Genomic DNA, 13366 nt, shown 5'->3' with positions numbered 1-13366 from the left:
ATCGCGAGCAAGCTCGGCTCCTACAAGGGAGCCGTGGGTTGGGGTTAACCGCGCTTGGTCAGGCCCATCTTCGCCCGGCCTTCGGCTGGGGTCAGAACGCGGGCACCGAGGCGGCTGAGAATTTCCGAAACGCGCTCAACCAATTGACCGTTGGTGGCCAGCACGCCGCGATCCAGCCAGAGGTTGTCTTCCAGACCGACCCGCACGTTGCCGCCGAGCAATACCGCCTGGGCGGCCATCGGCATTTGCATGCGGCCGATGCCGAACCCGGCCCAGACCGCATTGGCCGGCAGGTTGTCGACCATGGCTTTCATGGTGGTGGTGTCTGCCGGCGCGCCCCACGGGATGCCCAGGCACAGCTGGAACAGCGGGTCGTCCAGCAAACCTTCCTTGATCATCTGCTTGGCGAACCACAGGTGACCGGTGTCGAAAATTTCCAGCTCGGCCTTCACGCCCAGCTCTTGAATGCGTTTGGCGCCAGCGCGCAGCTGCGCCGGGGTGGAGACGTAAATAGTGTCGCCGTCGCCGAAGTTCAGGGTGCCGCAGTCCAGGGTGCAGATTTCCGGCAGCAACTCTTCAACGTGGGCCAGACGAGTCAGCGGGCCGACCAGATCGGTGTTCGGGCCGAATTCCATCGGATTTTCACCGGCGCCGATTTCCAGGTCGCCGCCCATGCCGGCAGTGAGGTTGACGATGATGTCGACGTCCGCTTCGCGAATGCGCTCCATCACTTCGCGGTACAGCGCCACGTCGCGGCTGAACTTGCCGGTTTCAGGATCGCGCACATGGCAATGGACCACGGTGGCCCCGGCTTTGGCGGCTTCCACCGCAGCGGCGGCGATCTGTTTCGGGGTGACCGGCACGTGCGGGCTCTTGGCGGTCGTGTCGCCAGCACCGGTGAGTGCGCAGGTGATGATGACGTCGTGGTTCATGGTGCGATTTCCTTCAGGCCGTTTTTTTGGGGCGTGGTTTTTGGGCGTAGCAGGCCCGTTCGCAGCCGTCATCGGCTGCGAATCGGTGGTTCATATCGGTATTACTTGTTGGTCAGTTGCAGATTCTCGGCAGCCGGTTTGCCGTCGAAGGTGGTCACGCCTTCAAGCCAGCGTTGCTTGTCTTGCGGGTGATCCTTGATCCATTGCTTGGCCGACTCGAAAGCGTCCTTGTGGTCGAGCAGCGGCTGCATCATCCGGCTCTCGTCTTCGGCGGTGAAGGTCAGGTTGCTGAGCAAGCGGCTGACGTTCGGGCACTGGCTGGCGTAGTTCGGTGCGGTGACGGTCCAGACGGTGGCCGAGCCTTCGTTCGGGCCGAGAGCGTTTTCGCTGCCGGTGAGGTAGGTCATTTTCACGTTGACGTTCATCGGGTGCGGCGCCCAGCCGAAGAACACCACGGCTTCGTTGCGCCGCACGGCGCGATCCACCGCCGCGAGCATGCCGGCCTCGCTGGATTCGACCAGCTGGAATTTGCCCAGGCCGAACTGGTTCTTGGCGATCATTTCCTTGATCTGGGTGTTGGCGCCCGAGCCCGGTTCGATACCGTAGATCTTGCCACCCAGCTCTTTTTCGAACCTGGCGATGTCGGCAAAGGTTTTCAGGCCTTTGTCGGCGAGGTAAGTCGGTACAGCCAGGGTCGCCCGTGCATCCTTCAGGCTTGGTTCGGCCAGGACTTTGACTTGCTTGCCATCGACGAACGGCGTGATGGTCTGGGTCATCAGCGGGTTCCAGTAGCCCAGGAACATGTCCAGGCGCTGGTCGCGGATGCCGGCGAAGACAATTTGCTGGGAGGCGCTGGTTTGTTTGGTCTTGTAGCCGAGGCCGTCGAGCAGGACCTGAGTCATGGCACTGGTGGCGATCACGTCGGTCCAGTTCACTACGCCCATGCGCACGTTCTGGCACGCGGCGGGTTCGGCCGCCATGACGCCGGAGCTCAAGAAAGCGGTACCGCTGAGTGCAAGAACACAGCTGCTGATCAGTCGTTTCATGGTGGGTTCCTCGGCAGGTCGTTATTGTGGGTTCCGGTGTCTTTGTGCGCCGGTGATGCCAAGTTACGCAGCTCAAGGCGTGTGAAAACGCACAGCGGCGACCAGCTCTTGCACAGCAGCGACCTGTGGTCTTGAATGGTGCCTTGAATCGGCGTATCACGGTTCCCACGCTACCCGTCATCCGAGTGCGTTCCATGTCTCAGGACTTCTACTTCTTATTGATGCCGGGTTTTTCGGCGATCGGCTTTATCTCGGCCATCGAACCGTTGCGCGTAGCCAACAGGTTTCGTGGCGAGCTGTACCGCTGGCATGTGCTGAGCGCTGACGGCGGCGCGGTGTTGGCAAGCAATGGCATGTCGGTCAACGCCGATGCGGCGCTGGAGCCGTTGAAGAAGGGCGCGACCTTATTGGTGGTGGCCGGATTCGAACCGCTGAAGTTTGCTACCCCCGTGCTGGAGCATTGGCTGCGCCGCCTCGACCACGATGGCGTGACCCTCGGTGCCATCGACACCGGCAGCTTCATACTGGCCGAAGCCGGTTTGCTCGACGGCCACCGTCTGACCCTGCACTGGGAAGCCATCGACGCCTTCAAGGAGTCTTATCCACAGCTGAGCGTGACCCAGGAACTCTTCGAAATAGACCGTCGACGTATCACCTCGGCCGGCGGCACGGCGTCCATCGACCTGATGCTCGACCTGATCGGCCAGGCCCACGGCCCGGAACTGGCGATCCAAGTGTCCGAACAATTCGTACTCGGCCGCATCCGCCCGCGCAAAGACCACCAGCGTATGCAAATCGCCACCCGCTACGGCATCAGCAACAAGAAACTGGTGCATGTGATCGGCGAAATGGAGCAGCACAGCGAGCCGCCATTGAGCACTCTGGATCTGGCCGAATCGATCAAAGTGACGCGCCGTCAGCTGGAGCGACTATTTCGCCTGCACCTCAACGACACACCGAGCAATTTCTATCTGGGTTTGCGGCTGGAGAAGGCCCGACAACTGCTGCGTCAGACCGACATGAGCGTGCTGGAGGTGAGCATTGCCTGCGGGTTTGAGTCGCCGTCGTACTTCACCCGCAGTTATCGCGCGAGGTTTGCGCAGTGTCCGCGCGAAGACCGGCGGCAGAGTGTGAAGGCGTAGCAGCGGTATCAGCACGCCCCTTTCATCAACGCCGAACACGCCGCCTTGAACGCTTCATGCTGATACTTGTTCAGCGTTGCCGGCAGGGCGAAGTCGAACTTCTTGTTCTGCGCATTGATGGTCTGCGGCGAGAGCAGGGTGACTTCGCAGTTTTCCAGTAGCTGGAATACGCCTTCGATCTTGAACGTCGTCGGGCCGCCGGCGAACTCGCCTTTTTTACTGCGCTTTTTGATAGCGACGCGTTCGATGCCGTTGTTGTGGATAAACGCGGCGACCTGTGTGGCGAAGGCTTTGACGTTGACGGCGTCATCGTCGTCTTCGAGGGCGATTTTTTTGGTGGCGATGGCGAGGTGACTCAGCACCTGATTGTCGAGGGAGGCAACCGCGATGATCGCTTCGCTGCCTTTGATTTCGATGCCGCAGATTTTCATGGGGAGACCTGGAGTGCGTTATTTGCGGTGATGGTCGCATACCTTCGAGCATCGAGCGTCGCAAAGGGTCTCACTCGCGACAAGATCGCAAGCCCAAATGAATAACAGACAAGCGGTTGTCTCTTAACCCCAGTCCAACGTCATAACGGACGCCCAGCGGTCTCTTACTCCTGCCCAACCGACTCCAGAAACTCCGACCGCTCGTCGCTCATCCGCGCCACGCAGTCGTTGTGGGCAATGGTGTAAGCCTTGCTGCCCAGCGCAGCAGGGAAGGCCTCGACCGCGCAATCGGCGTCGCGCAGCTTCAGCCACTGCTGCTGAGCGGTTTTAAGTTTGTTGGTGATGTCGTTGAGCTGGGTTTTGTTGTTGGCATAGAGCGCCTGCATGCGCTCGACCAGGTTTTTGTAGTTGTCGTTGAGCAACTGTTCGGCGGTGGTTTTGCTATAGGCCGAGCATTCCACGGTCTGTTGGTCGTTTTCCACTGCGTCGCACGGCGAGGTGTCGGCCTCTTCAGCCGCCTGTACGCCGGTCGCTATCAGTGCCAAAGCCAGGAAGATCGATTTCATTGCGTTGCCCTAAATCCAGTAATGCGACGAATTCTGGCTCAAGCGCAAGGCAAAGAACAGATCGGCTTTGGCCCTGTGTTGAGACCCTTTGTCGCGTATTGACGCTTTCGGCAATTCCCCTGTCGTTTTTGCACCCGGCTGCCACTGCCCTCAGGCATATGCTGACCCCAAAGCGCCGGCAGACGATTCGGCGCATGAATCGCTAACAAGGGGACAGCCTGATGAGCCCAGCCGAATTGCACGCCGACAGCATCGTTATCGACGGGCTGATCATTGCCAAGTGGAACCGCGAGCTGTTTGAAGACATGCGCAAGGGCGGTTTGACCGCGGCCAACTGCACCGTTTCGGTGTGGGAGGGGTTCCAGGCGACCATCAACAACATTGCCGCCAGCCAGAAGCTGATTCGCGAGAACAGCGATCTGGTGATTCCGGTCAAGACCACTGCCGACATCCGTCTCGCCAAAGAACAGGGCAAGACCGGGATCATCTTCGGCTTCCAGAACGCCCATGCGTTTGAAGACCAGATCGGCTACGTCGAGATCTTCAAGCAGCTCGGGGTTGGCGTGGTACAGATGTGCTACAACACCCAGAACCTCGTGGGCACCGGTTGCTACGAGCGTGATGGCGGGTTGTCTGGCTTTGGTCGTGAAATCGTCGCGGAAATGAACCGCGCCGGCATCATGTGCGACCTTTCCCACGTCGGCTCCAAGACGTCCGAAGAAGTCATCCTCGAATCGAAAAAACCGGTGTGCTATTCCCACTGCCTGCCGTCGGGTCTCAAAGAGCACCCGCGCAACAAATCTGACGAAGAACTGAAGTTCATCGCCGATCACGGCGGTTTCGTCGGTGTGACCATGTTCGCGCCGTTCCTGGCCAAAGGCATCGATTCGACCATCGACGACTACGCCGAAGCCATCGAATACACCATGAACATCGTCGGTGAAGACGCGATCGGTATCGGTACCGACTTCACCCAGGGCCATGGCCAGGATTTCTTCGAAATGCTGACCCACGACAAGGGCTACGCCCGTCGTCTGACCAGCTTCGGCAAGATCATCAACCCGCTGGGCATCCGCACCGTGGGCGAGTTCCCGAACCTGACCGAGACGCTGCTCAAGCGCGGCCATCCTGAGCGCGTGGTGCGCAAGATCATGGGCGAAAACTGGGTCAACGTTCTCAAAGACGTCTGGGGCGAATAACGCCACTTTCCAACAACAATCGCTGTAGCAGCTGCCGAAGTATGAGGCTGCGTTGCGGTCCGCAGGACCGCCCTCGGGGGCCGCTTCGCCGCCCAACGCAGCCTCGCAGGCTCGGCAGCTGCTACAAATCGCCTCAATACATCGAATTCTGGAGTTTTATTCATGGCCAAAATCGCCCCGCAATTGCCAATCGAAGTCGACAGCGAAACCGGTGTCTGGACTTCTGATGCCCTGCCGATGCTGTACGTACCGCGTCACTTCTTCGTCAACAACCACATGGGTATAGAAGAAGTCCTGGGCGCTGATGCTTACGCCGAAATTCTCTACAAGGCCGGCTACAAGTCCGCCTGGCACTGGTGTGAGAAAGAAGCTGAATGCCACGGCCTGGAAGGCGTCGCCGTGTTCGAACACTACATGAAGCGCCTGTCGCAGCGTGGCTGGGGTCTGTTCAAGATCCAGGACATCGACCTCGACAAAGGCACCGCCAGCGTCAAGCTCGAACACTCGGCGTTCGTCTACGTCTACGGCAAGGTCGGACGCAAGGTCGACTACATGTTCACTGGCTGGTTTGCCGGTGCCATGGACCAGATTCTGCAAGCGCGCGGCAGCAAGATTCGCACCGTCGCCGAACAGGTTTACGGTGGCTCCGAAGAAGGCCACGACGACGGCTTGTTCACCGTCAAGCCGTTGTAAGTCGAGGATCCTGCCATGGCTTTCGAAGCAATGTTCCAGCCGATTCAAATCGGCAAACTGACCATCCGCAACCGCGTGCTCAGCACCGCGCATGCCGAGGTTTACGCCACCGACGGCGGAATGACCACCGATCGGTACGTGAAGTATTACGAAGAGAAAGCCAAGGGCGGGATCGGCCTGGCGATTTGCGGCGGCTCCTCCAGCGTGGCCATCGACAGCCCGCAAGGCTGGTGGAAGTCGGTCAACCTGGCCGATGACCGGATCATTCCGCACTTCCAGAATCTGGCCGACGCCATGCACAAGCATGGCGCCAAGATCATGATCCAGATTACCCACATGGGCCGTCGCTCGCGCTGGGATGGCGAGCATTGGCCGACCCTGCTGTCGCCGTCGGGCATTCGTGAACCGGTGCACCGCGCGACCTGCAAAACCATCGAACCGGAAGAAATCTGGCGGGTGATCGGCAACTACGCCAGCGCAGCGGCGCGGGCCAAGGCCGGTGGCCTGGACGGTGTTGAACTGTCGGCTGTGCACCAGCACATGATCGACCAGTTCTGGAGCCCACGGGTCAACAAACGTACCGATGAATGGGGCGGCAGCTTCGAGAACCGCATGCGTTTCGGCCTGGAAGTGATCAAGGCAGTGCGCAAGGAAGTCGGTCCGGACTTCTGTGTCGGCATCCGTATCTGCGGTGACGAATTCCACCCGGACGGTTTGTCCCATGAGGACATGAAGCAGATCGCCAAGTACTACGACGACACCGGCATGATCGACTTCATCGGCGTCGTGGGTTCGGGTTGCGACACCCACAACACCCTGGCCAACGTTATCCCCAACATGAGTTATCCACCGGAGCCGTTCCTGCACCTGGCGGCCGGTATCAAGGAAGTGGTCAAGGCCCCGGTACTGCACGCGCAGAACATCAAGGACCCGAACCAGGCGACGCGTATTCTGGAAGGCGGTTACGTCGACATGGTCGGCATGACCCGCGCTCATATCGCGGACCCGCACCTGATCGCCAAGATCAAGATGGGCCAGGTCGACCAGATCAAACAGTGTGTTGGTGCCAACTACTGCATCGACCGTCAGTACCAGGGCCTGGACGTTTTGTGCATCCAGAACGCCGCGACCTCCCGTGAATACATGGGCGTGCCGCACATCATCGAGAAGTCGACGGGTGTGAAGCGCAAGGTTGTCGTCGTCGGTGCCGGTCCTGCCGGGATGGAAGCTGCACGCGTGTCGGCCGAACGTGGCCACGACGTGACTCTGTTCGAGAAGAAAGAATTCATCGGTGGGCAGATCACTACCGCCTCGAAGGCTCCGCAACGAGACCAGATCGCCGGTATTACCCGTTGGTTCCAGCTGGAACTGGCGCGCTTGAAAGTCGACCTGCGCCTGGGCGTGGCGGCCGATGCAGCGACCATTCTCGATTTGCGTCCGGACGTGGTGGTACTCGCCGTCGGCGGTCATCCATTCCTGGAACAGAACGAACACTGGGGCGCGGCCGAAGGTTTGGTGGTCAGCAGCTGGGACATCCTCGACGGCAAGGTGGCGCCTGGCAAGAACGTGCTGGTCTACGACACCATTTGCGAGTTCACCGGGATGTCGACGGCGGACTTCCTCGCCGACAAGGGCAGCCAGGTCGAAATCGTCACTGACGACATCAAGCCGGGTGTGGCCATCGGCGGTACGTCGTTCCCGACTTACTACCGCAGCATGTACCCGAAAGAAGTGATCATGACCGGGGACATGATGCTGGAGAAGGTCTACCGCGAAGGCGACAAGCTGGTGGCGGTGCTGGAGAACGAATACACCGGCGCCAAAGAGGAGCGGGTGGTCGACCAGGTCGTGGTCGAGAACGGCGTGCGGCCGGACGAAGAAATCTACTACGCGCTGAAGGAAGGCTCGCGCAACAAAGGCCAGATGGACATCGAAGCCCTGTTCGCGATCAAGCCTCAGCCTTCGTTGAGCCAGGCGGGTGACGGCTACTTGCTGTTCCGTATCGGCGACTGCGTGGCCCAGCGCAACACCCACGCGGCGATCTACGACGCGCTGCGGTTGTGCAAGGATTTCTAAGAGCTTGTGGATAACCCTGTAGGAGCGAGCTTGCTCGCGAAGGCGGACTGACATTCAACATTGATGTCGACTGACCCACCGCTTTCGCGAGCAAGCTCGCTCCTACAAGGAGTCGAGCAAGGCATCCAGGTAGTTAGGCCTGCAAGACCTCGAGGTCTTTGGGAGCTCCACCATGTTGAACACCCTTCTTCCTATCCTGTTGTTCGCTGCCCTGGGCCTGGCTGTCCTGGGCGCGCTGCGGCGGGTGGCTATGTGGCGCCAGGGCCGAGCTTCCAGGGTCGACCTGATCGGCGGTCTGTTTGCCATACCCAAGCGCTACATGGTCGATCTGCACCATGTGGTGGCGCGGGACAAATACATCGCCAACACCCACGTTGCCACGGCCGGCGGCTTTGTGCTGGCTGCCGTACTGGCGATTTTGGTCCATGGTTTTGGCCTGCATAACCGCATCCTCGGCTACGCCTTGCTGTTCGCCTCCTTGTTGATGTTCGGCGGGGCGATCTTCGTCTACCTGCGTCGGCGCAACCCGCCGGCGCGGCTTTCGAAAGGTCCGTGGATGCGCCTGCCGAAAAGCCTGATGGCGTTTTCCATCAGCTTCTTCCTTGCGACCTTGCCGGTAGCCGGGATTCTGCCTGCGGACTTCGGCGGCTGGCTGTTGGCCGCCGTGCTCGGTCTGGGCGTGTTATGGGGTGTGTCGGAAATGTTCCTGGGCATGACCTGGGGCGGGCCGATGAAACACGCCTTCGCCGGCGCCTTGCACCTGGCCTGGCACCGCCGCGCCGAACGCTTTGGGGGTGGTCGTTCCACCGGTTTGAAGCCGCTGGACCTCAACGATCCGAACGCACCGCTAGGCGTGGAAAAACCCAAGGATTTCACCTGGAACCAATTGCTTGGCTTTGACGCCTGCGTGCAGTGCGGTAAATGCGAAGCCGCGTGCCCGGCCTTTGCCGCTGGGCAACCGCTGAACCCGAAAAAACTGATTCAAGACATGGTGGTCGGCCTCGCTGGCGGCACCGACGCCAAATTCGCCGGTAGCCCCTATCCATCCCTTGACGGCAAGGGTAAAGCGATTGGCGAACACGGCGGCAATCCCCATCAACCGATCGTCAACGGTCTGGTGGACGCTGAAACCCTCTGGTCCTGCACCACCTGCCGCGCCTGTGTCGAGGAGTGCCCGATGATGATCGAGCATGTCGACGCCATCGTCGACATGCGTCGTCACCTGACCCTGGAAAAAGGCGCCACGCCGAACAAGGGCGCTGAAGTCCTGGAAAACCTGATCGCCACCGACAACCCTGGCGGTTTCGCCCCGGGCGGACGGATGAACTGGGCGGCGGACTTGAACCTCAGCCTGCTCAGCGAGAAGAAAACCACTGACGTGCTGTTCTGGGTGGGCGACGGTGCTTTCGACATGCGCAACCAGCGCACCTTGCGCGCCTTCGTCAAAGTGCTGAAAGCGGCCAAAGTCGACTTCGCGGTACTCGGCCTGGAAGAACGCGACAGCGGTGACGTGGCCCGGCGTCTTGGTGATGAAGCGACCTTCCAGATGCTGGCCAAACGCAACATTCAGACCTTGGCCAAGTACAGCTTCAAGCGCATCGTCACCTGTGATCCGCACAGTTTTCACGTGCTGAAAAACGAATACGGTGCCTTTGACGGCAACTATGTGGTGCAGCACCACAGCACCTACATGGCAGAAATTATCGATGCCGGCGCGCTCAACCTCGGCCAGCATAAAGGCAGCAGCGTGACCTATCACGATCCTTGCTACCTCGGCCGTTACAACGGCGAATACGACGCCCCGCGCGAAGTGCTGCGGGCGCTGGGGATCGAGGTCAAGGAAATGCAACGCTCCGGTTTCCGCTCGCGCTGCTGCGGCGGCGGTGGCGGTGCGCCGATCACTGACATTCCCGGCAAGCAACGGATCCCCGACATGCGCATGGAAGACATCCGCGAAACCGGCGCCGAGCTGGTGGCCGTGGGTTGTCCACAGTGCACCGCGATGCTTGAAGGCGTGGTCGAACCGCGACCGATGATCAAGGACATCGCCGAGCTGGTGGCTGATGCGTTGCTCGAAGACGCGGCGCCAGGCAAGCCGTCGAAGCCGGCCAAACGTGAACCTGCGGAGGTGCACTGATGAGCGACATTATCCGCCGCGACCCTCGCGCTGAATGGATCGCCCGCAACCGTCTGCACCCGCTGCACGCGGCCATGCAGCCGGTGCAACACAGCTGGATGGGGCCTAACGGCATCATTCGCAAGAATCCCCACGGCATCGGATTCATCGGTCCCAACGGTATCAAACGCATCGATCGCAGCGGCGCCCAACAGGGCGGCGCGGCCAAGCGTACGGCCACGGTTGAAGTGCAATTGCCGCTGCATCAAGTGGCACAACCGGCGTTCTACATCAGCGTCGTGCCGGATATGGTCGGCGGCCGCCTGAGCAGCCACGACCGCGACCTGCTGGGCCTGGCCCATCAGCTGGCGGGCAACGACGGCGCGGTGCTGGCCGTGGTTTTCGGCGAATACAAAGAGAACGCTTTCGCCACGGCTGGCGTCGACCGCTTGCTGGTGCTCGATGGCAGTGAGTTCAGCGGTTATGCACCGGAACAACGAGTCCAGGGCCTGCGGGCTGTGGATAACCAGTTCAACCCGCGGCACTGGCTGCTGCCGGACAGCCGCAGCGGTGGAGGCGAACTGGGTCGGCGCTTTGCTGCCGCCTTGGGGGAGCGCCCGGCTACGCGGGTCTGGCAGGTCAAGGGCGAGGAGTGCATCGGCCGCGCCGGTGCTGGCCTGCAGGATCTTGCACGACCAGTGGCGCGCCTGATTCTGGCGGCTGCCGAGTGCGCCGAACCTGTCAGCGAAACCCGTCACGAAGCGTTGCCGGTGGAGTTATCCACAGCGGTCGCTCGCAGCCTGTCGCGTATCGAAGACCTCGGTGCGGTGGCGGTCGATCCGGCGGCGATTCCCATGGCCGAAGCTGAGTTCATTTTCTCGGGCGGCAACGGGGTCAAGGACTGGAATCTTTTCCACAGGGCCGCTGCGGCCCTGGGTGCTACCGAAGGCGCCTCGCGAGTGGCGGTGGACGATGGCTTCATGGCCCGCGACCGTCAGGTCGGCGCCAGCGGCACCTGGGTCACGGCGCGGGTCTATGTCGCGGTGGGAATTTCCGGGGCGATCCAGCACCTGCAAGGCATCGGTGCCTGCGACAAGGTGGTGGCGATCAACCTCGATCCGGGTTGCGACATGATCAAGCGCGCTGACCTGTCGGTGATTGGCGAGAGTGCGGCGATTCTTCAAGCCTTGATCGCGGCGGTAGAGGCTTACCGCAACGAAGCCAAGCGCGATGCGGCTTAAGGGAAGGATTTAGGTTATGAGTACGAATGTGATCAGCCTGGTGTCCATCGGCGCCCACCCGACTTCCGGGCGACCTCGGCGTGCCGAACAGGACGCGCGGGCGGTCGAACTGGGTTTGCAACTGGCTGGGGATAACCTGCAAGTGCTGCATGCCGGCGATATCGCGGAACCGGCACTGCGGGCCTACCTGGGGATGGGGCTGGAGCAGCTGCATGTGCTGGAGCAGCCGCCCGGCGCGGATGCGCTTCCAGCATTGACCGACTATCTGCGCGATGCCGGTGCTCAAGTCGTCCTGACCGGCAGCCAGGCGGAAACCGGTGAAGGCTCGGGCATGTTGCCGTTCCTTCTGGCCGAAAGCCTTGGTTGGCCGCTGGTCGTGGGTCTGGCGCAGGTCGAATCCATCGATGGTAATTCGGCCCTGGTGCTGCAAGCCTTGCCCCGTGGTCAACGTCGGCGGCTGAAAGTCCGCCTGCCGTTTCTCGCGACTGTGGATAACGCCGCGCCGAAACCTCGGCAAAGTGCTTATGGCCCGGCCCGGCGTGGGGTGTTGCAGGCCGATCAGGTGGAGGTGGTCGACGATGAGTTACTCACAATCGCCACGCTGCAACCGGCGAAACCCCGGCCAAAGCGTCTGAAAGTGATCAAGGCCAAAAGCGGCGCTGATCGCATGAAGGCCGCAACGGCCAAGGCCAGCGGCGGCGGTGGGCAGGTGCTCAAGGGCGTCAGCGCCCAAGAGGGCGCCGAAGCGATCCTCAAACTGCTGATTGAAGAAGGCGTGGTTCGCTAGTTCCGACTGTGACGCGATGATCGTTTGATCGTTCCCACGCTCCCGCGTGGGAATGCCTCTATGGACGCTCTGCGTCCGCTTCGGCTGTGACGCGGAGCGTCAAGGGCTGCATTCCTTTGCTGCGCGTGGGAACGATCTTGTTAATGTCCTGTGGGGTTGGGTAATGGCAGTTAAATTTCGTTCGGCTCTGCGCTCCGATGCGCGCGAGATTGCTCGCTTGTTTCAGATTTCCTCTGAGGGTTGCTCCGACTATATCTGGAGCAAACTGGCAGCGTCGGGGCAGGATTTACTCGATGTAGGCGCCGCCCGGTACGCCCGTGACGACGTGGATTTCTCTTACCAGAATTGCTTGATTGCGGAGTCCGAGGGCGAAGTCGTCGGCATGATGCACAGCTACACAATGCGCCATGATCCCGAGGCAGAGCCTGTGACCGATCCGGTCCTGGCGCCCTACGCCGATATGGAAATCCCTGACACGCTCTACATTTCCAGCCTGGCGCTGCACGAGGGCTGGCGTAACCAGGGCCTGGGCAAGCAGTTTCTTGAGCATGCCCATGCGCGAGCCAGCCAGTTGGGTCTCAATGGCCTGAGCCTGATCGACTACGCCGCGAACACCGGCGCCCGGCGTTTCTATGAGCGACACGGCTTTGGCATCGTCAAAACCTGCCAGGTCACTCCTCATCCGATGATTCGGGTCACGGGTGAAGCCTATCTGATGTATCGGCCGTGAGCCGAACGCAAATCCCTGTAGGAGCAGAGCTTGCTCGCGAAGGCGTACTGACATTCACCATCGCTGTCGCCTGATAAACCGCTATCGCGAGCAAGCTCGGCTCCTACAGGGATTTTTGGATTTACCCACAATCCCTGTTAGCGCTTCTGTGGATAACATGTTCACCCCTCGCTACACCCTACGCATATCAAGCCCTGTAAGCCTTTGTACGAAAAACGACCAGCCTAACTCCGCGTTTTTTCGAGCTTTTTCCAGTGGATAAGGGATTCTGTTATTCACGACTTGCCCCCAATCTCTGTTGGCGCTTCTGTGGATAAGATGTTTGCTGTCCGCTGTAAGCCATACAGATCGGGGCTTTCAAGCTTCTGGTTAATAACTGACCAAATTCCGGGCTTTGCCGTTCTCTT

General features: G+C 60.6%; 12 protein-coding genes. 8 read left to right on the top strand and 4 right to left on the bottom strand.

Annotated features, from left to right (window positions below; all coding sequences use genetic code 11):
• Positions 1-44: 44 nt before the first annotated feature.
• Complete coding sequence (cdhC, locus tag AC07UI_RS00615; protein ID WP_494990634.1) at positions 45-932, bottom strand: 3-dehydrocarnitine:acetyl-CoA trimethylamine transferase CdhC; 888 nt, start codon at positions 930-932, stop codon at positions 45-47.
• 101 nt (positions 933-1033) lie between these two features.
• A complete protein-coding gene (gene choX / locus AC07UI_RS00610) occupies positions 1034-1978 on the bottom strand; it encodes a choline ABC transporter substrate-binding protein (protein ID WP_494990633.1) in 945 nt (314 codons plus the stop codon).
• A gap of 194 nt (positions 1979-2172) precedes the next feature.
• Here choX and AC07UI_RS00605 point away from each other — a divergent pair, with 194 nt between their 5' ends.
• Positions 2173-3120 (top strand): GlxA family transcriptional regulator, encoded by a 948-nt coding sequence (locus AC07UI_RS00605; RefSeq protein WP_494990632.1) that lies wholly within the window; start codon positions 2173-2175, stop codon positions 3118-3120.
• An 8-nt stretch (positions 3121-3128) separates the two neighbouring features.
• Here the strand turns inward: AC07UI_RS00605 and AC07UI_RS00600 are convergent, their stop codons facing one another.
• The gene (locus AC07UI_RS00600) at positions 3129-3551 is read right to left on the bottom strand and encodes a DUF3010 family protein (protein WP_494990631.1); all 423 of its coding nucleotides are present in this window, start codon (positions 3549-3551) and stop codon (positions 3129-3131) included.
• Between the two features lie 164 nt (positions 3552-3715).
• Positions 3716-4117, bottom strand: coding sequence for a lysozyme inhibitor LprI family protein (locus AC07UI_RS00595; RefSeq protein WP_494990630.1), 402 nt, complete (start codon positions 4115-4117; stop codon positions 3716-3718).
• Between the two features lie 221 nt (positions 4118-4338).
• Between AC07UI_RS00595 and AC07UI_RS00590 the strand changes: the two genes are divergently transcribed.
• From AC07UI_RS00590 to AC07UI_RS00560, 7 genes are all read left to right on the top strand, one after another.
• Positions 4339-5316 carry a dipeptidase gene (locus tag AC07UI_RS00590; protein ID WP_494990629.1) on the top strand — a complete coding sequence of 326 codons (978 nt, stop codon included), beginning with the start codon at positions 4339-4341 and terminating at the stop codon, positions 5314-5316.
• A 162-nt stretch (positions 5317-5478) separates the two neighbouring features.
• On the top strand, positions 5479-6009 hold the full coding sequence (locus AC07UI_RS00585) for a DUF5943 domain-containing protein (RefSeq protein ID WP_008033249.1): 531 nt from the start codon (positions 5479-5481) through the stop codon (positions 6007-6009).
• A 15-nt stretch (positions 6010-6024) separates the two neighbouring features.
• Positions 6025-8085 (top strand): dimethylglycine demethylation protein DgcA, encoded by a 2061-nt coding sequence (gene dgcA, locus AC07UI_RS00580; RefSeq protein WP_258698727.1) that lies wholly within the window; start codon positions 6025-6027, stop codon positions 8083-8085.
• Positions 8086-8257: 172 nt separating this feature from the next.
• Positions 8258-10222, top strand: coding sequence for a dimethylglycine demethylation protein DgcB (gene dgcB / locus AC07UI_RS00575; RefSeq protein WP_494990628.1), 1965 nt, complete (start codon positions 8258-8260; stop codon positions 10220-10222).
• Positions 10222-11442 carry an electron transfer flavoprotein subunit alpha gene (gene etfA / locus AC07UI_RS00570; protein ID WP_494990627.1) on the top strand — a complete coding sequence of 407 codons (1221 nt, stop codon included), beginning with the start codon at positions 10222-10224 and terminating at the stop codon, positions 11440-11442. Before dgcB ends, etfA begins: the two co-directional genes overlap by 1 nt.
• A 16-nt stretch (positions 11443-11458) precedes the next feature.
• The gene (etfB, locus tag AC07UI_RS00565; protein ID WP_494990626.1) at positions 11459-12229 is read left to right on the top strand and encodes an electron transfer flavoprotein subunit beta; all 771 of its coding nucleotides are present in this window, start codon (positions 11459-11461) and stop codon (positions 12227-12229) included.
• A gap of 163 nt (positions 12230-12392) precedes the next feature.
• Positions 12393-12959 carry a GNAT family N-acetyltransferase gene (locus AC07UI_RS00560; protein ID WP_494990625.1) on the top strand — a complete coding sequence of 189 codons (567 nt, stop codon included), beginning with the start codon at positions 12393-12395 and terminating at the stop codon, positions 12957-12959.
• The last annotated feature ends 407 nt before the right edge of the window (positions 12960-13366 follow it).

The organism is Pseudomonas sp. GW821-FHT04C07 (assembly GCF_059420325.1).
This window is presented reverse-complemented; position numbering and strand designations above follow the sequence as displayed.

Coding starts and splice junctions, on each gene's coding strand:
- dgcB (WP_494990628.1), top strand. CDS start 8,258: ATGTTGAACACCCTTCTTCCTATCCTGTTGTTCGCTGCCCTGGGCCTG.
- AC07UI_RS00590 (WP_494990629.1), top strand. CDS start 4,339: ATGAGCCCAGCCGAATTGCACGCCGACAGCATCGTTATCGACGGGCTG.
- cdhC (WP_494990634.1), bottom strand. CDS start 932: ATGAACCACGACGTCATCATCACCTGCGCACTCACCGGTGCTGGCGAC.
- etfA (WP_494990627.1), top strand. CDS start 10,222: ATGAGCGACATTATCCGCCGCGACCCTCGCGCTGAATGGATCGCCCGC.
- AC07UI_RS00605 (WP_494990632.1), top strand. CDS start 2,173: ATGTCTCAGGACTTCTACTTCTTATTGATGCCGGGTTTTTCGGCGATC.
- AC07UI_RS00585 (WP_008033249.1), top strand. CDS start 5,479: ATGGCCAAAATCGCCCCGCAATTGCCAATCGAAGTCGACAGCGAAACC.
- AC07UI_RS00560 (WP_494990625.1), top strand. CDS start 12,393: ATGGCAGTTAAATTTCGTTCGGCTCTGCGCTCCGATGCGCGCGAGATT.
- AC07UI_RS00600 (WP_494990631.1), bottom strand. CDS start 3,551: ATGAAAATCTGCGGCATCGAAATCAAAGGCAGCGAAGCGATCATCGCG.
- choX (WP_494990633.1), bottom strand. CDS start 1,978: ATGAAACGACTGATCAGCAGCTGTGTTCTTGCACTCAGCGGTACCGCT.
- dgcA (WP_258698727.1), top strand. CDS start 6,025: ATGGCTTTCGAAGCAATGTTCCAGCCGATTCAAATCGGCAAACTGACC.
- etfB (WP_494990626.1), top strand. CDS start 11,459: ATGAGTACGAATGTGATCAGCCTGGTGTCCATCGGCGCCCACCCGACT.
- AC07UI_RS00595 (WP_494990630.1), bottom strand. CDS start 4,117: ATGAAATCGATCTTCCTGGCTTTGGCACTGATAGCGACCGGCGTACAG.